21 protein-coding genes are annotated in these 21,720 nt (G+C 63.6%); 3 read left to right on the top strand and 18 right to left on the bottom strand.

The window, feature by feature from the left end:
• Window positions 1–59: 59 nt before the first annotated feature.
• From EWV37_RS12320 to EWV37_RS12300, 5 genes are all read right to left on the bottom strand, one after another.
• Entirely contained in the window at window positions 60–1,865 is a 1,806-nt protein-coding gene (locus EWV37_RS12320; RefSeq protein ID WP_095797339.1) for a DEAD/DEAH box helicase, read from the bottom strand.
• Window positions 1,866–2,029: 164 nt separating this feature from the next.
• On the bottom strand, window positions 2,030–2,377 hold the full coding sequence (locus tag EWV37_RS12315; RefSeq protein WP_371514613.1) for a DUF3039 domain-containing protein: 348 nt from the start codon (window positions 2,375–2,377) through the stop codon (window positions 2,030–2,032).
• Between the two features lie 180 nt (window positions 2,378–2,557).
• Window positions 2,558–4,291 (bottom strand): hypothetical protein, encoded by a 1,734-nt coding sequence (locus EWV37_RS12310; RefSeq protein ID WP_238663253.1) that lies wholly within the window; start codon window positions 4,289–4,291, stop codon window positions 2,558–2,560.
• A complete protein-coding gene (locus EWV37_RS12305; protein ID WP_129701900.1) occupies window positions 4,273–5,121 on the bottom strand; it encodes an ABC transporter ATP-binding protein in 849 nt (282 codons plus the stop codon). Before EWV37_RS12305 ends, EWV37_RS12310 begins: the two co-directional genes overlap by 19 nt.
• Before the next feature lie 204 nt (window positions 5,122–5,325).
• Window positions 5,326–6,288 (bottom strand): co-chaperone YbbN, encoded by a 963-nt coding sequence (locus tag EWV37_RS12300; RefSeq protein WP_129701899.1) that lies wholly within the window; start codon window positions 6,286–6,288, stop codon window positions 5,326–5,328.
• Between the two features lie 150 nt (window positions 6,289–6,438).
• Between EWV37_RS12300 and EWV37_RS12295 the strand changes: the two genes are divergently transcribed.
• The 3 genes from EWV37_RS12295 to EWV37_RS12285 all read left to right on the top strand — a co-directional run bounded on the left by EWV37_RS12295 (window position 6,439) and on the right by EWV37_RS12285 (window position 9,006).
• Window positions 6,439–7,629: an AI-2E family transporter gene (locus tag EWV37_RS12295; RefSeq protein ID WP_238663252.1), complete on the top strand. Its 1,191-nt coding sequence runs from the start codon at window positions 6,439–6,441 to the stop codon at window positions 7,627–7,629.
• A 195-nt stretch (window positions 7,630–7,824) separates the two neighbouring features.
• On the top strand, window positions 7,825–8,520 hold the full coding sequence (gene nucS, locus EWV37_RS12290; protein WP_095797342.1) for an endonuclease NucS: 696 nt from the start codon (window positions 7,825–7,827) through the stop codon (window positions 8,518–8,520).
• Window positions 8,521–8,802: 282 nt separating this feature from the next.
• A complete protein-coding gene (locus EWV37_RS12285) occupies window positions 8,803–9,006 on the top strand; it encodes a cold-shock protein (protein WP_095797343.1) in 204 nt (67 codons plus the stop codon).
• A 186-nt stretch (window positions 9,007–9,192) separates the two neighbouring features.
• Here the strand turns inward: EWV37_RS12285 and murA are convergent, their stop codons facing one another.
• The 13 genes from murA to EWV37_RS12220 form a co-directional block, all read right to left on the bottom strand.
• Window positions 9,193–10,476, bottom strand: a complete 1,284-nt coding sequence (gene murA, locus EWV37_RS12280; RefSeq protein ID WP_095797344.1) for a UDP-N-acetylglucosamine 1-carboxyvinyltransferase — start codon at window positions 10,474–10,476, stop codon at window positions 9,193–9,195.
• 103 nt (window positions 10,477–10,579) lie between these two features.
• The gene (locus EWV37_RS12275) at window positions 10,580–10,858 is read right to left on the bottom strand and encodes a F0F1 ATP synthase subunit epsilon (protein ID WP_095797345.1); all 279 of its coding nucleotides are present in this window, start codon (window positions 10,856–10,858) and stop codon (window positions 10,580–10,582) included.
• Window positions 10,859–10,860: 2 nt separating this feature from the next.
• Entirely contained in the window at window positions 10,861–12,327 is a 1,467-nt protein-coding gene (gene atpD / locus EWV37_RS12270) for a F0F1 ATP synthase subunit beta (RefSeq protein ID WP_095797346.1), read from the bottom strand.
• Between the two features lie 43 nt (window positions 12,328–12,370).
• Window positions 12,371–13,282: a F0F1 ATP synthase subunit gamma gene (locus EWV37_RS12265; protein WP_095797347.1), complete on the bottom strand. Its 912-nt coding sequence runs from the start codon at window positions 13,280–13,282 to the stop codon at window positions 12,371–12,373.
• 56 nt (window positions 13,283–13,338) lie between these two features.
• Window positions 13,339–14,964, bottom strand: coding sequence for a F0F1 ATP synthase subunit alpha (gene atpA / locus EWV37_RS12260; protein ID WP_129701897.1), 1,626 nt, complete (start codon window positions 14,962–14,964; stop codon window positions 13,339–13,341).
• A gap of 171 nt (window positions 14,965–15,135) precedes the next feature.
• On the bottom strand, window positions 15,136–16,011 hold the full coding sequence (atpH, locus tag EWV37_RS12255; RefSeq protein ID WP_129701896.1) for an ATP synthase F1 subunit delta: 876 nt from the start codon (window positions 16,009–16,011) through the stop codon (window positions 15,136–15,138).
• Window positions 16,011–16,562 (bottom strand): F0F1 ATP synthase subunit B, encoded by a 552-nt coding sequence (locus EWV37_RS12250; RefSeq protein ID WP_016996282.1) that lies wholly within the window; start codon window positions 16,560–16,562, stop codon window positions 16,011–16,013. Before EWV37_RS12250 ends, atpH begins: the two co-directional genes overlap by 1 nt.
• 50 nt (window positions 16,563–16,612) lie before the next feature.
• Window positions 16,613–16,813, bottom strand: coding sequence for an ATP synthase F0 subunit C (locus EWV37_RS12245; RefSeq protein WP_016996283.1), 201 nt, complete (start codon window positions 16,811–16,813; stop codon window positions 16,613–16,615).
• A 109-nt stretch (window positions 16,814–16,922) separates the two neighbouring features.
• Window positions 16,923–17,714, bottom strand: coding sequence for a F0F1 ATP synthase subunit A (gene atpB, locus EWV37_RS12240; RefSeq protein ID WP_129701895.1), 792 nt, complete (start codon window positions 17,712–17,714; stop codon window positions 16,923–16,925).
• 30 nt (window positions 17,715–17,744) lie between these two features.
• Window positions 17,745–18,122, bottom strand: a complete 378-nt coding sequence (locus tag EWV37_RS12235) for an AtpZ/AtpI family protein (RefSeq protein ID WP_129701894.1) — start codon at window positions 18,120–18,122, stop codon at window positions 17,745–17,747.
• A complete protein-coding gene (locus EWV37_RS12230) occupies window positions 18,109–18,561 on the bottom strand; it encodes a hypothetical protein (protein ID WP_129701893.1) in 453 nt (150 codons plus the stop codon). Before EWV37_RS12230 ends, EWV37_RS12235 begins: the two co-directional genes overlap by 14 nt.
• 113 nt (window positions 18,562–18,674) lie before the next feature.
• Complete coding sequence (locus EWV37_RS12225; protein ID WP_129701891.1) at window positions 18,675–19,784, bottom strand: MraY family glycosyltransferase; 1,110 nt, start codon at window positions 19,782–19,784, stop codon at window positions 18,675–18,677.
• Window positions 19,781–21,691 carry a polysaccharide biosynthesis protein gene (locus EWV37_RS12220; protein WP_129701889.1) on the bottom strand — a complete coding sequence of 637 codons (1,911 nt, stop codon included), beginning with the start codon at window positions 21,689–21,691 and terminating at the stop codon, window positions 19,781–19,783. The genes EWV37_RS12225 and EWV37_RS12220 overlap by 4 nt, the downstream gene beginning before the upstream one ends.
• Window positions 21,692–21,720: the final 29 nt, after the last annotated feature.

Raw genomic sequence — 21,720 nt, 5'->3', positions numbered from 1 at the left:
AGGTTCGGAGCCATTGTCGTGGTCGGTCCGTTCGGTGCCCGAGAGGGACACCGGGACAATTACTTCCGTCCGATGAACCACCGTTGCAGCAGGGCTAACCGTGCTGTGATTTGATCCTCGCTCGCCTGAGCGACCGCCGGGCCACCGCACTTCTCACGCAATTGATTGTGGATGATGCCGTGCGGAGTTCCGGTGCGCGCGGACCACGCGGACACGTTCTTGGACAGTTGGGATCGCAGTTCTTTCAGTCGACGGTGATCCGGCACCGCGGGCGCGGGCGGTTCCGCCGGTGCGTCGCCGGAGCGCCGCTGGGCATGGCGGGTCTGCCGTTCGCGCAGCAAAGTGGAGACCTGCTCGGCGTCGAGCAGTCCCGGGATGCCCAGGAAATCGGCCTCCTCCTCGGAGCCCACGGCCACGCCGCCACCGAACGCGCCGCCGTCGAAGAGTACGCCGTGGAACGAAGCATCGGAATCCAGGGCCTCGAAGTTGCCTTGGGCCAAGGAGCTCGACGCTTTCTCCTCGCGGTTGGCTTCCTCCAGCAGGTCGTCGTCCCAGCCGCTCTCCATGGGTTGATCGAAATCAACCACGCCGGGCATGTTCTTGGGTTTGTCGAGCGCGTGGTCGCGCTCCTCCTCCATGGAGTTGGCGAGCCCCATGAGAGCTGGGACGGAGGGCAGGAACACGGACGCCGTCTCGCCGCGTTTTCGCGCGCGCACGAAACGGCCAACGGCCTGCGCGAAGAACAGCGGGGTGGAGGTCGACGTCGCGTACACGCCCACCGCCAACCGAGGGACGTCCACGCCCTCGGACACCATGCGCACGGCCACCATCCACCGCTCTTCCGATTCCGAGAACTCGTCGATCTTGTTCGACGCGGTCTTGTCGTCGGAGAGCACCACGGTGGGCCGCCGGCCGGTGATGAGGGTGAGCTGCTCGGCGTACGCCTTGGCGTCCTCATGGTCGGTCGCGATCACCAGCCCACCGGCATCCGGTACCGTGCGGCGGACCTGGGTCAACCGTTGATCCGCGGCCTGCAGGACGGACGGGATCCAGTGTCCGTTGGGATCCAGCGCTGTGCGCCACGCCTGCGAGGTGATGTCCTTGGTGAACCCCTCCCCCAGCTGGGCGGCCATTTCCTCACCGGCGGAGGTGCGCCAGCGCATTTGCCCCGAGTACGCCATGAAAATCACCGGGCGCACCACGTGGTCCTTGAGCGCGTCCCCGTAGCCGTAGGTGTAATCAGCGGTGGAACGGCGGATTCCTTCCCGGTCCTCCGCATAGGTCACGAACGGGATGGGCGAGGTGTCGGAACGGAACGGGGTACCGGTCAGCGCCAGACGACGCGCGGCGGGTTCGAACGCTTCGCGCAGACCGTCGCCCCAGGACAGGGCGTCGCCGGCGTGGTGAATCTCGTCCATGATCACCAGGGTGCGCCCGGCCTCGGTGCGCGCCCGATGCAACAGGGGTTTGTTGGCCACCTGCGCGTAGGTCACGGCGGCCCCCATGTAGGCGGAGCCGTGGCTGCCGTCCGCGTTCTTGAAATTGGGGTCCAGTGCGAGTCCCACGCGCGCGGCGGCGTCGGCCCACTGGCGCTTGAGGTGCTCGGTGGGGGTGACCACGGTGATGCGCTGGATCTTGCCCGAATCGTGGAGTTTCTTGGCCACCGTCAACGCGAAGGTCGTCTTACCGGCTCCCGGCGTTGCGACCGCCATGAAATCTCGCGGCTGGGCTTCCTCGTAGCGTCGGATGGCCTCCGCCTGCCACGCACGCAGCTTGGGCGCCGTACCCCACGCCGCGCGATCCGGGTATGCCGGCGGCAGGTCCGCCGCCGCTCCGAACAGGTCTAGTTGATCGCCTTCAGACACGTAGTGCTCGTCCTCTCCGCGTACGTACCGCGCGGTTCTCCGGGCGCGACGACGCCGCGTGGTCCCGCACAGCACAAGGCGCCCGCGAGCGCGGGCGCCGCCGGTCACGCGACCGATGGGCCCGCGCAACGAATTCTGTGCTTGATGCTGAGTGCTCTTGGTGCTTAGTTGTTGTTGTCCGAGTCGTCCTTGCCCGGGCGGAGACCCTGATAAATCTCCTTGCACGCGGGGCAGACGGGGAACTTCTGGGGATCGCGACCGGGCAACCACACCTTGCCGCACAGGGCGATCACGGGTTCACCGGACAGCGCAGATTCCATGATCTTTTCTTTGCGCACGTAGTGGGAGAACCGTTCGTGATCGCCGGGTTCCTGCAGCTGACGCGTGTCCTCGCGCTCAATGGTGGAGGTGCCTCCCACGGTGTCCGGCTTGCGGCCGAACAGGCCGTTGGTCACCGTGGAGCGGTGCTCAACGGTGGTGCCAGTGCTCATCGATGCTGCGGTGTTCTCCATGGCCGACAGTCTACCCCCGGGTCCGGACACGACTCAGCGCCCAGGCTCTGAAAGAACTCTGGACGCTGAGGCGTTGCGGGTGCTGTTTGCCCGGCGACCGTTAGGGAACGGCGCCTTGGAGGCAGGTTACGGAAGCACGGTGCGAAAGGGCCGGTGTGAGCAATCCGACCATCAGCCTCGCTACCGGTACTGCGCCACCTCCTGCAGCAGCTCCGGACCGCGGCGGTCCAGCCACTTGCCGCCGAGCACGATGCCCAGCCAGAAGATCCCCAGGCCTTCCACGACGCCCACGGCCAACGCGAGCCAGCCCCACATGGCCTCGCCGGACACCACCTGGACGATCACCAGGATCACCGGGGGAAGCGCCATGAGCGCCACGGCTGCCAGGATGACAAACTGAATGATCACGTTGAGCAACGTGTAACCCTGCGGGGTCTTCATCGGGGAAGCACCCGGGGGTGGCACGGGGTACGTGTACCGGGCGGACATGACCGACACCACCCCGGCGCCGGCCAACAGCAGGGCGGCACAAATGCCGATCATGCCGGGTAGGTAGGCCCAGCCGCCCGTGCGGATCATGGTCAGCGCCAGCATCGCGATTAGGAACGGCACGGCGATGCAGAACATGGCCAGCGCCCTGCCCAGGCGATCGTCGCTTCCCTTGACCGGTGCCAGGAGATGCAATGTGAAGGCGGTGTTGTCATAGCCCACATCCGCGGAAATCGAGTACGCCATGAGCAGCGCGACGAAACACGCCAGTGCCCAGATGGGTCCGGTTCCATCCCCGCTGATGAACCAGAAGGCCGCGGCCATGGCCGGAAGGATCAACAACGTGGCCGAGTATCGGGGGTCCTTGAACCAGTAGGTCAGGCAACGAGCCATCACGGCGCCCCATCCAGTGGCGGGCAGTCGGCCGAACAGGCCCACCCCGGACACCGACTTGGAACCGGACCGGGCGGCGTCGCCGGTGGCATCCGACAGCGCGCGGCGCAGAGCAACCCGCCAGACGACAGCGAGCAGCACGAGCGTGGCCAAGGAGATGGCCAATCGTGCGAGCGCCGTGACCCACTGGCCGTCAGCGACGTCGGCGGGAATGGCCCACGCGGCACCCAAGGGCGTCCAGGCGAGGTACCCTGCCCAGGTCGGGAGCTGTTCCCACACCTGGTCGATACCGCGACCGATCAGCGCGAACAGCGGACCCAGCAACACCACGAGGCCCAGCAGGACGATCGAGATGATTTCACCGGCGCGGCGCTGCTTGTTGAAGTTTGCGGACAGGGCGGTGACGGCCCGGGACCCGGTGAACGCCAACAACAACCCCAGTAGTGCGCACGGAAGAGCGACGGCCAGAGCAAGACCCGATGCACGCCACGAGGTAATCCACGCCGCCGTGATCAGGAGCGTTGCGATACCCGGGATGCCGATCACGGCCCCCAGGATCTGACCGATCTGAATTCCGGAAATACGCAGCGGGAACAGCGCCAGTCGCGACGGATCCAGGCTGGAATCCGCCTTGGAACTCACAACAGGGATGATCCACCATCCCAGGAGCAACACCGTGCCGAAGAAGACGGCCACGGTGCGGATCACTTCCGGCGACTCGTTGGCCACCATGAACAGTCCAGAGCCGAATGATCCCACGATGAACAGCATGTACAGGGCGCCCAGAATGGTGCCGACCAGGATCCATGTGCTGCGCGTGAGGGTGTTGATCAGCAGGTGCCATTTCAGCGCTGCCAGGCGCAGGCCCTCGGTGAGCGGACCAATGGAACGCGCGTGCGTCGACGGACCGGAGGGGCCGGTGGGTCGCAGTGACTCGGGGGCTACATCAACCGTGCCCTGCGAGGACGGGTCCGCCCAGGGAGCGCCGGAGTTCTCGGTGGTTTCTGGTGAATTCACTCGGGTCGAAGCCATGACAGGCCCTCCCCCGCGTCCGTGCGGCCGCCCACGAGATCGACGAAGCGATCCTCGAGGGACATCTCACCGCGTACTTCATCGACCGTGCCCTGCGCGAGGACCCGACCGTTGTCCATGACCGCCACGTGATCACACATGCGCTGGACCAGGTCCATCACGTGACTCGATACCACCACGGTGCCGCCGGCCTGGGTGTACTGATGCAGGATGGCACGGATATTGGCGGCGGAGACCGGGTCCACCGATTCGAAGGGTTCGTCCAGCACGAGCAATGCCGGTGCGTGAATCATGGCCGCCGCGAGCGCGATCTTCTTGGTCATACCGGCCGAGTAGTCCTGGACCTGCTTGCCCGCGGCGTCCTGAAGATCCATCGCGCGGATGAGATCCTCCGTGCGATCCTTGACCAGTTCGCGATCCATACCACGCAGCAGGCCCGAGTAGGTCACGAGCTGGCGACCGGTCAGTCGGTCAAACAAGTGGGTTCCGTCCGGCAGCACACCCATGCGCCGCTTGGCGGCGACGGAGTCCGCCCAGACATCTACGGGTTGGTCCTGGCTGCCGCCTCCCACCCAGACCTTGCCTGCGGTGGGCCGCAAGAGGCCGGTGGCCATGGACAGTGTGGTGGTCTTACCCGCGCCGTTACGTCCTACGAGCCCGTAGAACGAACCACGAGGAACGTGGAGATTGACCCGATCCGCAGCCGGCCGCGCCCCGGGGCCGGGGTGGCCGTACACCTTGGTCAGGTCTTGGATCAGAAGTGCTGGGTTCGGTGCGAGTGGTTGCGGAGGTTGCTCCGCGGGCCTGGAACTGTGCGCGTGGATGCTCATGCCTCCAGCCTATGAACCACTCGTGTGACACACATCCCCCGCCGGTGTGATTTCGAGGCCTGCCGTGTCATCCCGTGGCGTGACAGAAGCCCACCCGGGTCGCGCTCCCGTACATCTTGTCGAAAGAGAACGAGGGCCCGTACCTAAGTACAGGCCCTCGTTCTGGCGATCACCCTGATGGCACTCAGGTCGTCGCGGCTGAGCTTAGAACAACGCCCGCATCAGCTGCCCACGAGCGGTCGTGACGCGCGGGTCCTCGGAACCGACCACGTCGAACAGTTCCACCAGGCGTTCACGCACGGTGTCCTTGTCATCGCCGAAGGTCGTCCGTACCAGCTGCAACAAGCGACGGAACGCATCCTCCACGTGGCCACCGGACACGTCCAGATCGGCCACGTCCAGCGCCGCTTGGATGTTCTGCTGGTCGTCGGCCGCAGCCTGTCGTACGGCGTTGGCGTCCATGGCGCTGACGCGCTGGAGCAGGTGCACCTGGGCCAGGGCCAGTTTGGCATCCTTGTCGCCCGGGTTCTCGGCCAGAGCCTGGTTGTAGCTTGCCTCCGCGCCGTCCAGATCGCCGGCTTCGAGCTTGTCGAGGGCTTCCTGGTGCAGCGGAGGCAACTGCTTGGGTGTCGCAGCAGTGGTAGGTTCGGCGGTTCCGGTCACCCCGTTCTGCGCGGCCAACGTGAGCAACTCGTCGAAAAGCTGCCGCATCTGCTCCGCGGGAACAGTCGAATTCACGAGGGGCACGGCCTGACCGCCCAGCATGGCCACGACCGTGGGAACGGTCTGGGCCTGGAACACCTGCGCGACCTGTTGTTCCTTGGACGCGTCCACGGTGCCCAGCAACAACTTGCCCTGGTAGCTGTCCACCAGCTGCGCCAGGGTTTCCACGAAGGTCTCGGATTCGGGGCTCTGCGGCGCGTACAGGGCCACAACCACGGGCACGGTCGCCGACTGCTCGGCGTACTTCTGAAAATCCTGCGCGGTGATGCTCACGCGGTAGCTGGCACCCTCGCCACCACCGGCCGACGGCGCCGCCCCGGGGCCTGCCGCTCCCCCGGTCTGCATGGTGCCGAGATCCATGGCTCCGCGCACGGACGCCGGCACGGCTTGCTCCTGCGCCTCGGGCTGGCGCTGCTGGCCTGATTGCTGCGGGAATTCACTCATGCTCGATCTCCTTCGGAGTCTCGTCCTCGCGTGTCCGGGCCCATCGACTCGAATGAGTCGTTGTCGGACCGCGTTCTGCGTTCACTACAGCCATTATCGCCACGCGCGCCACGACTGCCCCAATACAGGCGTGCGTTGTACGCTTCCGGCGTGACCACACCACCTTTGCCGCCGGAGAAGTCTTCCCAAAGATTCCGTCCGTCGCGCCATCGATTCGATGTGCCCCCGGAACCGGGTATCACTCCCGGTGCCGCCCCGGCACCTCGCCGCGCCCCGTGGGACAAAGGACTGTTCGCCGGAGGCCATCCGGTTCAGACCGGTTTCTTCCTGACCCTGGGCGTCGGAATCGCCCTGCTCGGTTTCTATGTTCTGACCAACGTGGGCAGTCTGGCCGGTTGGGTGGTCACCGCGGCCTTCATTGCGCTGGGGTTGGATCCCATTGTGCGCTGGCTCGAAGCCCGCGGACTACCTCGACCCTTGGCGGTCTCCGCCGTCATCCTCGCATTAGCCCTGGCCATGACGGCATTCATCGTGTTGGTCGTGCCCCGCATGGTGAATCAGGCCCAACAGTTCATGGGCACCATTCCCCAGCTGGTCAACCAGTTCATGGGGTCCTCGTTCTTCGAAGCTTTGGACGAGCGCTTCAACATTGCCGCCACTTTCGAACAGACCGTGGCCTCGTGGCAGACCCAGCTCTCCACCAACCAAGATCTGCTGGGCGGTATGTTCGGCTCGGTCGTGAGCGTGGGTGGTGTGGTGATCAACGCGGTCACGGGGACGATCATCGTGATGGCCCTGTCCTTGTACTTCCTCTTCTCCCTTCCCATGGCCAAGGCCTGGGGCTACCGGTTGGCGCCGGCCAGCCGCCGCGCGCGGGTCCAGCGGCTCGGTGACCAAATGATCAATGGCGTGGGCAACTACGTGGTCGGCCAGGCGTGCGTTGCCGTCATCAACGCCTCCGTGGCCTTCATCCTGATGACGGTCACGGGTGTCCCCTACGCCACGCTGCTCGTGCTGTTCGTTGCGGTGCTCGCGTTCATCCCCCTGGTGGGCGGGGTGCTCGCGGGCATCCTGGTCACTCTCTTCGCCATCCTGGGCGGCTGGGACACGGTGCTTCCGTTCGCCCTGTGCTATTTCGCCTACCTTCAGATCGAGGCGTACTTCGTCTCGCCCCGCATCATGAAACGCGCCGTGGCGGTCCCGGGTGCAGTGGCCGTGATCGCCGTGGCCGCAGGCGGTGCCCTGTGGGGAATCCTGGGCGCGGTCATCGCCATCCCCACGGCCGCCGCCGGCCTCCTCCTGGTTCGGGAAGTCTTCGTCCCGCGCCAGGACGCGCGCTAGCGACCCCACGCCGACGACGCCGCTCGGCCCGGTCCCGGGGTAGCCCCACCTCATGCGCCGATCACCCACACCACAGCCTCAGTGCCTCCAGTGCACCGGCTTGGCATGTGCGGCGCGAAACCCCATGACAGCGGCCGAGCGACGTCGTACGCACCCGGGTGCGCGCCGCGGTCCCCGGGGCGATAGGCTTGCCCGGTGCGATTGGTAATAGCTGACTGTTCTGTGCGGTACGAAGGCCGCCTCAACGCCCTCCTACCCCTGGCCCGACGCCTGCTCATGCTCAAGGCGGACGGGTCCGTGCTGGTGCATTCCGACGGCGGTTCCTACAAGCCGTTGAACTGGATGAGCCCGCCCGCCAAACTGCACGTGGGCGAGCCGACGCCCGAGCAGATCGAGGAGGGTGTGCGCGAATCCTGGATCGTGCAGGCGGCCAAGTCCGACGACCGCCTGCTGATCGACATCTACGAGATCCACGATGACATCGGCCACGACCTGGGGGTTGATCCCGGTCTCATCAAGGACGGCGTGGAGGCCGATCTGCAGCGATTGCTGGCCGAACAAATCACACTGCTCGGCGACGATTTCTCCCTGGTGCGCCGGGAGTATCCCACGGCCATCGGGCCGGTGGACATCCTCGCCCGCGACGGTTCCGGCGCCAGCGTGGCGGTGGAGCTCAAACGCCGCGGCGACATCGACGGCGTGGAGCAACTCACCCGCTATCTCGAACTGCTCAACCGCGATCCCCTGCTGCGTCCGGTGCGCGGTGTCTTCGCTGCCCAACAGATCAAACCGCAGGCCCGCACCCTGGCTCACGACCGGGGCATTGAATGTGTGACCTTGGACTACGAGGAAATGCGCGGCAACGTGGACACCCAATCGCGGCTCTTCTAGGCACGATGGTTACCGGTGGGTAGGTAAACAACCTGTGAATGGCCAGCGACTTTTGTGATCAGCAGACTGACTGCTGTTGACCTTGCTCGCCGGGTGTGTGAAGCTAGTACCGTTCTTCGCTTCATGTTTTACATGCTCGCAGGAATGGTAGCGAGCGTGAAGTTCTGACTGGCGCTGTGGCGCAACATCTAGTGAGCCGCATCCACAGCCTTCTCGCGGTACCTGTTCAGGTGTACAACAACAAGTACACGAATTTATTTACTCCAGAAGGAGCGCCCCATTATGGCTCAGGGCACCGTTAAGTGGTTCAACGCAGAAAAAGGCTTCGGCTTCATTACCCCGGACGACGCTGAGGGTGACGTTTTCGTTCACTACAGCGAAATCCAGACCGGTGGATTCCGCACTCTCGAAGAGAACCAGCGCGTCGAGTTCGAAATCGGTCAGGGCCAGAAGGGCCCCCAGGCTACCGGCGTGACTGTCATCTGATAGTTTCACCCCGAACAAAACCCCGCATCCAGGTGGATGCGGGGTTTTGTGTTTGTCGGCTTCGACCACCGGGCGCAAGGCCGGGTTAGAAGCGGAGAACGCAGGCTCTCGCTCTCGGGCTCACGGGGCCGGGGCGCGTGTAGCTCAGGTCCCCGATCGAGCACTACTGAGACTCCAGCGGGTTATTTAGAACAGACCGCCCACAATGCGCCGCTGAACCTTGGCTCCAGCGTTGGAGAGTCGGTCCACGAAGTGCTCGTAGCCACGATCGATGTGTTCCACGCCGGAGACTTCCGTGACACCAGTGGCGGCCATCCCGACGATCGCCAGGGCGGCGCCCGCGCGAATGTCCTTGGCCTCGACCGGAGCGCCGGACAACTGTTCCGCCGGAAGCCCGTCCACGCGGGCGTGGTGGCCGTCCAATCGGACCCGGGCACCCAGCCGCTCCAACTCTGCGGTGAAGCCCCAGCGGGCCTCGAAGACGTTTTCCGTGACCATACCCGAGCCCTCCGCCACGGCGTTCAGGGCAACGACGAAGGGCTGCAGATCCGTGGGGAACCCGGGATAAGGCAGTGTGGACACGTTGATCGCCGTGGGACGTTCGGGGCCCTGAACGATGAAACGTCCCTGCGACGTGTCGATGGTGCAGCCAGCACCGCGCAGCTTTTCCAAAACCATCGTCAGGTGCGCCGGCTCGGCACCTACGATCTCGACCCGGCCACCCGTAACGGCAGCGGCGAAGGCCCACGTGCCGGCCACGATGCGGTCCGGAACGGTGCGGTGGGTCACCGGATGCAACTTGTGGGCGCCCTCGATCGTGATGGTGCTGGTACCCAGTCCGTCGATGTGGGCACCCATGGCCTGCATCATGCGACCGATGTCCACGATCTCCGGTTCCCGTGCTGCGTTCTCCAGCACGGTGACACCGTCCGCCAGTGCGGCGGCCATCATCAGGTTCTCCGTGGCACCCACCGACGGGTAGTCCAGGTGATAGGTGGTGCCGTGCAGGTTGTCCGCTACGGAGGCTCGCAGGAAGCCCTTCTCGATGCTCAGTTTCGCGCCCATGGCCTCGAGCCCGGCGCGGTGCATGTCAAGCCCGCGTGAGCCAATGGCGTCACCGCCCGGAAGAGCGACTTCCGCGCGATGACAGCGAGCAACCAGGGGACCCAAGACGGAGATGGAGGCGCGCATCGCACGAACCAGATCGTAATCAGCCTGGTGTCCTAGGACCTCGGGAACATCGATATCCACGGTCTGCTGTGCCGGGTCATAACGAACCGTGCACCCCAACCGACGCAACAGCTCCGCCATGATGGTGACGTCCTGGATTTCAGGGACGTTCGTGATGGTCGACTCCCCCGATGCCAGCAAGGTAGCAGCCATCAACTTGAGCACACTGTTCTTGGCCCCCGATACCGGGAGCACACCGGACACCTTGGTGGGTCCGTGAACCTCGATCTTCTCTTCCATGGGTCCTCCAGATCACGCGGTCGAGACCACGCTCAAAGACTGCACGAGCCCCCGTACCCAAAAGGTACGGGGGCCACGATGCACGGTTCTAGCTACGAACTAACTACTCGGACTCGGACTGTCCGTCGAAATTGACCTCGTCCGCGACAACCGTCACGCGATTGCTGTCGACCGAGATGAATCCCGAATCAATGTGACCGCTCAGACGGCCGCCGTCCACGCGCTCGACAGCGAACTCGCCCGGCTTGAGCAGTCCCGCAACGGACTCGTGCCCGGGGAGGATGCCAATGTCACCCTCCGTGGTGCGAACACGAACCATCTTCGCGGTACCTGCCCAGATCTTGCGGTCCAGGGCAACGACCTCAACGATGAGCTCAGCCATGATTACTTCTCGCCGGTCTGGGACTTGATCTCGTCCCAGCGCTGCATGACGTCATCGAGGCCACCCACGTTGTAGAACGCCTGTTCCGGAACGTGGTCCAGCTCGCCGTCACAGATCTTGCCGAAGGCTTCGATGGTCTCCTCGAGGGGAACCGTGGAGCCTTCCACACCGGTGAACTGCTTAGCGGTGTAGGTGTTCTGGGACAGGAACTGCTCGATGCGACGGGCGCGGGACACCACGACCTTCTGCTCTTCGGAGAGTTCTTCGACACCCAGGATGGCAATGATGTCCTGGAGTTCCTTGTTCTCCTGCAGGATGCCCTTGACGCGCGTTGCGACGTCGTAGTGGGCCTGACCCACGTACTGCGGGTCCAGGATGCGGGAGGTCGAGGACAGCGGGTCGATAGCCGGGTACAGACCACGCGACGCGATTTCACGGGACAGCTCGGTGGTGGCGTCCAAGTGAGCGAAGGTGGTGGCCGGAGCCGGGTCGGTGTAGTCATCCGCGGGCACGTAAATAGCCTGCATCGACGTAATCGAGTGACCGCGGGTCGAGGTAATGCGCTCCTGGAGCACACCCATCTCGTCCGACAGGGTGGGCTGGTAGCCCACGGCAGAGGGGATTCGACCCAACAGGGTCGAGACCTCGGAGCCGGCCTGCGTGAAGCGGAAGATGTTGTCGATGAACAGCAGCACGTCCTGGTTCTGAACATCGCGGAAGTACTCCGCCATGGTCAGGCCGGACAGGGCCACGCGCAAACGAGTTCCAGGCGGCTCGTCCATCTGGCCGAACACCAAGGCGGTGTCCTTGAGCACGCCGGCTTCTTCCATCTCGACCCACAGGTCGTTACCCTCACGGGTACGCTCGCCCACACCGGCGAACACGGACGTACCGCCGAAGTTACGGGCCACACGGGTGATCATTTCCTGGATCAGCACGGTCTTGCCCACACCCGCGCCACCGAACAGACCGATCTTACCGCCCTTGATGTAGGGGGTCAGAAGGTCGATGGACTTGATGCCGGTTTCCATCATTTCCGTGGAGCCCTCGAGCTCCGCGAAGGACGGCGCCTTGCGGTGAATGGGCCAGCGGTCCTGGACATCCAGCTCTTCGATGGGCAGATCCAGTGAGTCACCCAGCACGTTGAAGATGTGGCCCTTGACCACGTCGCCAACGGGCACGGAGATCGGTGCGCCGGAGTCCTTGACCTGGGTACCGCGCACCAGACCGTCGGTCTGCTGCAGGGAGATGGCGCGAACCATGTTGTCGCCCAGGTGCTGTGCGACCTCGAAAGTGATCTTGCGAGGTTCACCGTTGAACTCGTAGTCGGCGGTCAACGCGTTGTAGACACCGGGAACCTGGTTCTCAGGGAACTCGACGTCGACCACAGGGCCGATCACTCGGGCGACTCGGCCGGTCGCGCCGCCCGAGACCGGCTGAGCGGCCTGTTCATTGATAGTGGCAGTCATTTCTCTCACTTCATTTCGGCGGTGGGTAGTGGCTGAGCCCTGATCAGAGGGCTTCGGCGCCACTGACGATTTCGGTCAGCTCGGTGGTGATCTCGGCCTGGCGGGCGTTGTTCATCAAACGGGTGTACTTCTTGATGAGCTCATCCGCGTTGTCGCCGGCGGCCTTCATGGCGCGCTGGCGGGAAGCCAGCTCGCTGGAGGCCGCGTGGCACAGGGTCGAGTAGATACGAGACTTGATGTAGCGCGGCAGGATCTCGTTGAGGAACTCCTCCGGGTTCGGTTCGAACTCGAAGTTGTTGTTCGTCTCCTCGAGATCCTGGTAATCCTCGGACACTTCGTCCCCGAGGTCATTGGCGTCAACGACCTCGAGAGGAAGCAGGCGGAGCACGCGCGGCTCCTGAGTCACCATGGACTTGAACGCCGTGTACACCAGGTGGATCTCGTCCACGCCACCGTCGTCGTAGCTTGCGCTGATGTCGCCGAGCAGACGCTCGGTCAGTTCCTCAGCACGCTCGGGGTTGGCGTTGTCGGTGTCGCCCGTCCAGAACTCGTCGTAATCGCGGCGACGAAAATCGAAGTACGCCTTGGCTTTACGACCCACCAGATAGACCCGAACCTCGCGGCCCTCCGAGTTCAGCATCTCCAGCAAACCCTCCGCGCGCTTGAGCACGTTGGAGGAGTAGGAGCCGGCCAAACCGCGGTCGGACGTGAAGATCACCACCGCAGAACGACGAACGTCGTCCACGGTCGAGGTCAACGGGTGGGAAATGTTGTGCTGAGACGCGATCTGGGAGACCGCACGGGTCAGCGCATTGGCGTACGGGTACGCCGCTTCGAGGCTCTGACGGGATTTGTTGATGCGCGAAGTCGCGATCATCTCCATCGCCTTGAAGATCTTCTTCATTGACGAGGTAGACGTGATCTTCTGTCGGTAGACCCGAATCTGCGCTCCCATGAAACTTCCTTTCGGCACCGTAGCGGTGTGCCGGTAACGGCACACCGCTGACTCGGTTACTTCCTGACGATCTTTTCCTGGTTGACATCCTCGGTCTCGAGGGAGTCATGCTCCTCGTGACCGGGTTCAATACCGTGCTTCGAACCGCGGAAGTCGCGCTTGACCTCGGCAACAGCCGTCTTCAGCGCCTCGATCGCGTCGTCCTCGAGCTTGCCCGTGGATTCGATGGAGTCCATCACGTTGGTGGTTCGACGGACCTGTTCGATCAGGGCCTTCTCGAAGTCGTTCACGTTGGCGACATCGACGTCGTCCAGCTGACCGGTAGTACCGGCCCAGATGGAGACGACCTGGTCCGCCACGGGGTACGGCGTGTACTGGGGCTGCTTGAGCAGTTCCATCAGACGCTCACCGCGGGTCAGCTGCTGGCGGGATGCCGCGTCCAAGTCGGACGCAAACATCGCGAACGCCTGCATGGAGCGGTAGGACGCCAGATCCAGCTTCAACGTACCGGAAACCTTCTTCATGGCCTTGACCTGTGCGGCACCACCCACGCGGGACACGGAAATACCCACGTCCACTGCGGGGCGCTGGTTCGCGTTGAACAGGTCCGACTGCAGGAAGATCTGACCGTCGGTAATCGAAATCACGTTGGTCGGAATGAACGCGGAGACGTCGTTCGCCTTGGTCTCGATGATCGGCAGACCGGTCATCGAACCGGCACCGAGCTCGTCGGAGAGCTTGGCACAACGCTCCAGCAAACGGGAGTGCAGGTAGAAGACGTCACCCGGGTACGCTTCACGTCCCGGCGGGCGACGCAGCAACAGTGACACGGCACGGTAGGCCTCAGCCTGCTTGGAGAGATCGTCAAAAACGATCAGAACGTGCTTGCCGTTGTACATCCAGTGCTGACCAATAGCGGAACCCGCGTACGGGGCCAGGTACTTCAGACCGGCGGACTCGGAAGCCGGAGCAGCCACAATGGTGGTGTACTCCAGAGCGCCGTTGTCCTCGAGGGTCTGGCGCACGGAAGCAATGGTGGATGCCTTCTGGCCGATGGCCACGTAAATGCAACGCACCTGCTTGTCGACGTCACCGGACTCCCAGTTGGAACGCTGGTTCAGGATTGCGTCCACGGCGATGGCGGTCTTACCGGTCTGGCGGTCACCAATGATCAGCTGACGCTGGCCACGGCCGATCGGAATCATGGCGTCGATGGCCTTGATACCGGTCTGCAGCGGTTCGTGAACCGACTTACGCATGGTCACGCCCGGAGCCTGCAGCTCCAGCTCGCGACGACCGTCGGTTGCCACCGGTCCCAGATCGTCCAGCGGCTCGCCCAGGGGGTCCACCACGCGGCCGAGGTAACCCTCGCCCACCGGTACGGACAGAACCTCACCGGTACGGTGAACTTCCTGGCCCTCTTCGATGCCCTGGAAGTCGCCCAACACCACGACACCGATGTCGCGAGTGTCAAGGTTCAAGGCCAAGCCCAGAACCCCGTTCTCGAACTTCAGAAGCTCGTTGGCCATGACCGAGGGAAGACCCTCGACACGGGCGATACCGTCAGCGGCGCTGGCGACACGTCCGACTTCTACTCGTTCTGCATTGCCGGGTTCGTAGGACGCCGCGAACTCGTTCAGCGCACTACGGACTTCGTCGGCATTGATGGTCACATCGGCCATCTGCTGTCCCTGCTCTCTACGTTTCGTGATCATCGCCCGCGCAATGACCTAACTTCTTTTTGTCGCGATGCGTTGCCCCATCGCCTGCTGACCGTGTCAACGGCCGGTGGAGGCAACGCGACGAGATGCCGGCATCGACCGACTCCCCGCGATCCCCGCTCCACCAGGGGATCAGGCTCCGATTCGCTGCTGCAACTGATCCAGACGATGGGTCACAGACCCGTCGATGACTTCTTCACCGACCTGGACTCGCAAGCCGCCGATCAGTGAACGGTCCACCTCCACGGCCAGCTTGAGATCGCGCTTGTACAGAGCGTTGAGGCTCTGACGCAGCTTCTCCAGCTGTTCGTGGCTCAGTGGACGAGACGTCACGATTCGGGCGATCCAGCGTTGCTGACGATCGGCCACGATCTCTGCGAAGCGCTCGATCAAACGACCGGGCAGAGCTCCACGGGGCTCGCTGACGGCACGCTGAGTCAACAGCTTGCCCTCTTCAGATGCATTGGGCATCAGTCGGGATGCGAGCTGTGCCTTGGCTTCCGGGCTGGCGCGCGAATCGGCGAAGGCACCCTGGATCTCCTCGGAGTGATCCACGGTGTTCTTGAACTGAATCAGTTCATCCACCAGGGATTCCATGGCATTGAGCCCACCGCGGTTCTCGGCAGACGCTGCTGCCATCATCACTGCGGTTCGTTCAATGCCATCACCGAGCTGTCGCTCGTTGGCGGAGCGCTGCTTCACAAGCTCGGACACGATCTCGATAGCGGGATCGTGTTCCTCGTTGCCCATCAGTCGGTGCACAAACCCGGACACAGCCTCCACGGTGTCGGACTTGTGGGTCCGCTCCCCGAAGAGCTTGTGTACGAGCTTGACACGATCGTCGGCAGCGCGTGACGGATCCGTCAGCGCCCGGCGCAGAGCGCCGTTGCCGTCGATGACGTCGAGCATGCCGAACAGCTGCTTAGCCGTTTCGACGTTTGCTTCCGAAGCCCAGCGATCAATGTCCACTGTGAGGGGACGATATGGTTCGTTCGATGCTTCTGCCATTACCGTGCAGCTCCTGTGCGACCCTGCTCGGTCTCAAGATCGGCCAGGAAGCGATCGACCACGCGGTTTGCACGAGCGTCGTCGTTCAGGGATTCCCCGACGATCTTGGAAGCGAGCTGTGTTGCCAAGGTACCGACCTCGTCGCGCAAGGAAACCACTGCGGCGGCACGCTCGGCCTCAATGGCCTTGTGTGCGTTCTCCGTGATCCGAGCGGATTCGACGTTGGCGCGATCCTTGAAGTCCGCGAGGATCTTCTCGCCCTCGGTGCGGGCTTCCTCACGAATCTTCTGGGCTTCGAGGCGGGCGCTCTCAAGCTGCTGGTTGTACTCGTCGCGAGCGGCCTTGGCCTCTGCCTGAGCGGCCTTGGCCTTGGCAAGTCCACCTTCGATGGCTTCGGTGCGGTCACGGTAGACCTTCTCGAATGCCGGAGCGATGAACTTGATCGCGATGAAAAGCAGAATCAGGAACCCAATGAAAGTGATCAGCATTTCCCAGACGTTGGGGAGAAGGGGGCTGGCCCCTTCTTCTGCTGCCAACAACATTGCGGTCATGTGCGCGATTCCTGTTCTCTAGTTAAGGGCTAAGTGCGGACGTACCGCTCTTAGAGGAGTGCGAGCACGAAGCCCAGGATGGCCAGTGCCTCGACCACGGCGAAGCCCATGAACAGCATCGGCTGAATCACGCGCTGGGACTCGGGCTGGCGAGCAACTGCCTGCATGTAAGCAGCGAAGATCAAACCCACACCGATGCCACCACCGATGGCAGCGAGACCGTAGCCAATGACGCTAAGCGAACCTTCCATTATGGATATTTCCTTTCTGGGTGCCCGTGTCGGGCAGTGATGCCATTACTGGAATCGTAAATGGACGATGGTCACATCAGCAGTCCGAGTGGACCGCTGCTTCGTGGGGTCAGTGCCCCTCCTGCAGTGAGCCCTGTACATACACGGCAAACAGCAGGGTGAAGATGTAGGCCTGCAGGATCTGAATCAGAACCTCCAGGAAGTAAATGAAGAGGCCCAGGATCACGCCGAAGACGGATCCGCCGATACCGAGTGCGCCACCCACGCCGGTGGCGAGGTACGCGGTGAAGCCGGCGGCAACCATGATGGCCATGTGGCCGGCGAACATCGTGGCGAACACACGAAGTGCGTGCGTGACGGGGCGGATGATCATGTTCGAAAGGAACTCGAGCGGGATCAGAACGATGTAGAGGACCTTGGGAACATCCGGCGGCATGGTCATCTTGACGAAGAACCCACCGAAACCGTGGCGCTTGATGCCCACGAAGACCCACACGACGTAGGCGACGGCCGCGAAGACATAGGCGGTGCCCGGGTGGGAGAAGGTCGGAAGCTGCAGCACCGGAATGGAGCCGAACAGGTTGTTGACCAGAATGAAGAAGAAGAAGGTGAAGAGCAGCGGGACGTACGGGCGGAATTCCTTCTCGCCGATGATGTCGCGGCCCAGGTGATTACGGACGAAGCCGTATCCCATTTCGCCCAGGTACTGACCCTTGGAGGGGACCAGGGCGCGGCGGCGGACCACGTACATGAAGAACCCTGCGATGAGAACCACCGACAACAGGATCAACAAAGAATGCTTGCCGACTTCAAGTGTGCCCACGGTGAAGAAGGGAGGCAGGTGCGCGTCCTCAACTGACGGGGCCACAAATTCGGCCGGAATCCTCAAGGCGGGGTTCAATACGGGTCCTTTCTGCGGTATCCAGACCGGTCACACTCGGGGCGTGGGGCCCTGATCAGACGACGATGTCTTTGTCGGGTTCTCCATCGGGGTCGAACTGGAGTTCAGGCCCTCCCGCATGTGGAGGTAACCAAGATAGATCCCGGCAGCCGCACCAATGACGGCTCCCACGATCACCAACCACCCTGTTCCCAGCAGGTGATCCGCGCCCCAGCCTACCAAACTCCAGAAGGCTCCACCGACCACTAAGTACAGCAACATGGTCAGCCCACCGGCCAGCCCACCCCGCTGGACGAGCTCTCCCGCGGTGCTGAGCGTGTCTTCGGATTTTGAACCCGTTGTCGCTGGTCCGACACGCCGCCCGTCATGTTCTGGCGAGTTGGAGAAATCGCGCTCACGCTCGGTCATCGCCTCCCCCTTCGGTCGGTTCTGATGGGTTTTCTTCAAGGATAGTGGCCGCCTCGTCCTCAGCCTCAGCGGCTTCCCGGGCTTCCTTGGCGCGCACCACGGCCGCGTAATCACTGGCCAAGACGTTGCTTGCACGCATGGCCACGGGTGCCAACACCAACCAGGACAGGACCAGGCCCGCGGCCACCGTGATGGCGAAGCCCAAGGAGTGCAACCACTCGGGGGCTCCCACCGACAACAAATACCAACCCATGACCACGACCTTCAGGAGGTACAACATGGCCAGTGCAGGAGCGGTTGCTGCCGGAGCTACCCGGTACATAAATGCGGACACGAACACGGTGAGACCGGTACTCAACGTCACCAGTCCAACTCCCACAGCAATGGAACGCCACAGCGAATCGAACCCGATCATCGCTGCACAGGTGATGAGAATCACAGCAAGAAGTATGGATGTGACGCTCAGAATCAGAACCGGTCGCCCGTAGGCCTCCAATGGGGCCACCGCTGGCGCCGGATTCACTGCAGAATCCGACACGGGGTCCGCCGCGCTCATGAATCCACGGCCCGACGTCGCCGAGCCAGCGGTCGCAACACGCGCGGCAGGCACAGGTACAACACGACCACAGCGGCGGTGGCCAGGCCCGCGAGAACCGACCCGGCGCCGTCGGCGCGCACACCCCACAAGGCAATCAAGCTGACCAGGATCGTGGCCACCGTCACGACCAACGAGGACTGGACGTGGGACAGCCCCACGTCCGTGAGGCGCTGATACACGTGCTCGCGGTGCGGTTTGTACCAAATCTCACCACGTTGGACGCGCTTGATGAGGGTCACCGTGGTGTCCGCCAGGTAGATCACGAGCGGGGGCAGCAAGTACTCCACATACACGCCGGACAGGAAAGCGCCGATCGCGATCGCGACCAGGCTGCCGCCGAGGACATAGGAGCCGACGTCGCCCAGGAAGACGGTGCCTCGACTCAGGTTCCACGGCAAGAAGCCTGCGAAGGCGCCGGCAACGATCAGGCCGGCGCACATCATCCAGGTCATGTCGTTCGCGGCACCGGCCCAGGCGTAGAACAGTCCCACGGCGGTGCCGTGCATACCGGAGATGCCGTTGATGCCGTCCATGAAGTTGGCAATGTTGATGTAGGCGACCGTGGCGATCACGCCCACCGGCCACCACCACACGGCGATCCCCAGAGACACGATCAGGGCGCCCGTACCCAGCGCACCGATCAACAGCTGCACCCCGAGTCGCGTTCCCACGGAAACCCCGCGGTAATCCTCGAGCCAACCGAGGGCTGCACTGGCCACGATCATGGCCAGCACGATCAAGGAGACCGAGCGGTCCACTTCGACCACGCCCAGTGCGAGGGCCAGCGCATACATGACCACGATGGCCACAGCGACGGCCAGTCCCATGCCACGAATGACCGGACGGTCGTGTGAAGACCTGTCCGAGGGGATGTCGATGACTCCCCACCGAGCCAGCAGGGGCTTGATCACGAACGGCAGCAACACGGAGATGAGGAACGCCCCACCGCCGAGCCAGAGCGCGAGAGTGAACAGGTGTTCCAGCGTGTCGGCCTGCGGAATGGCACCCGGGCCTTCCACGCGGGACAACACGGACGGTGCGGTGGTGATGATGGGTGCTGTCATGAGCGGTCTCCCCCGTGACGTTCTGCGTGGGGGGATGGCTTCTGATGTTCTCTGGCTCGGGGGACGGAAAAATCGGTGATACGGGGCTGGGTGCTGTCCGTGATGACGGGGATGGAACCGGTGAACAGCATGCCGCCGCGCACCTTCCAGACGTGCCGGTCCAGGTGCGCCGGATCCAGACGTTCGGCCCTCGCGTGGGAGATCTTGGGGTGCAGCGGACGTTCGTCGCTCTCGCCCGCACCAATCAGGTCTTCGTGGAGCTTCTCTCCGTGGCGCAGACCGGTGATCACGATTTCCACGTCCTCACGGCCGGACATGGCCCGCAACCGTTCGGCGATATCCAGGATCCTGACGGGTTCGCCCATGTCCAGGATGAGGACCTCTCCCCCGCTGGCGATGGCACCGGCCTGGATCACCAGCTGGCAGGCCTCCGGGATGGTCATGAAGTAGCGGGTGGCATCCGCGTGGGTCACCGTGATGGGCCCGCCCTGGCGGATCTGCTCCGCAAACAACGGGAGCATGGAACCGCGCGAGCCGAACACGTTGCCGAACCGCACGGAGGCATAGCGTTTGCCGGTCTGGCCCGCCATCCACGCGGTGAGTTTCTCGGCCACGCGCTTGGAGTGTCCCAGCGCAGTGGTGGGATTGGCGGCCTTGTCCGTGGAGACGTTCACGAACACGTCCACGCCCACATTGGCCGACGCACTGAGCACGTTGAGGGTGCCCATCACATTGGTCTTCCACGCCTCGTCCGGGAACTGCTCCAACAGCGAAACGTGTTTGAGCGCGGCTGCGTGGAACACGACTTCCGGTTGCCGTTTTTCGAAAATGTGCTCGAGCGACTCCGTGTCCCGGATGTCCGCGAGAACGGTGTCGTTACCGTCCAGCAGGCCGCGCCCGGTGATCGAGATCTGGGTGGACTGCAGACCGGTTTCGTCGCGGTCCAGCATGATCAGTTCCGCGGGTTCGAAGCCCACGAGCTGTCGGCACAGCTCGGAGCCGATGGACCCGCCCGCACCCGTGACCAGGACTCGTTTACCCGTGACGTAACCGGCGATCGCATCCACGTGAATGTCCACCGGGCGCCGCCCGATCAGATCCTCCATGGCGATATCGCGAAGGTCCACGCTCTGCTTGTTCGCGGTCAACATGTCGGTGATGGGCGGCACGGTCATCACGCGCGTGTTGGTGCCGGCCACGGCGTCGGACACGCGGCGCATCAGACGCGGCTCGACGTCGGAAATGGCCACGATCAGAACGGCCGATCGCGTGGCTTCCAGGACGTGAGCGACGTCGTGCAGGGTGCCCATCACGGGAACGGACGAAATGCGCAGGTGCTTCTTGGCGGGATCGTCATCGATAAGCGCGACCGGCAGGAACTCCGACGAGGGGTCCTGCATCATGCGGTGGACCAGGAACGTGCCCAGGTAACCGGCGCCGAAGACCACCACGTGTTGGGCCTCGGCTCCGGGCTTGGCCGTGGATTCCTGGTACATGCGCTTGAGATAGCGGAAGGCCGCCATGAACAAACACGCGAACGGGAACGCAATGAAGCCGATGGAGCGCGGGATTCCCATGGCCACGCCGAAGACCAGGAGGACGACCTCCAGGATGGCGGTGACGATCACGGTCACCACGACCAGCAGTTTGGCTTCCTCAAAACTGCCGAAGGAATAGCGCCCCTTGTACAGCGCGAAGGAGAAACCCACCACCATTTGGCACGCAACGGCCACGGCGCACGTGATCACCAGGCCGCCCACGGAGACGAACTGGACGTTCATCTCGTAGCGCAGAAGCACCGCCACACACATGGCAACGATCCACGCGGCGGAATCCAGAATCATCTGGATCCACAGCCACGCGACCGGCTTCTCCGCCGAGGGGGTATTGGATTGGGGGTTCCCCATGCGCGTTGACGTCCTTTCGTGCACGCGAA

This window comes from Kocuria carniphila (assembly GCF_004136555.1).
GTDB classification, from domain to species: domain Bacteria; phylum Actinomycetota; class Actinomycetes; order Actinomycetales; family Micrococcaceae; genus Kocuria; species Kocuria carniphila.
The sequence above is the reverse complement of the archived record's forward strand: the minus strand, read 5'-3'. Positions and strand labels throughout refer to the sequence as shown.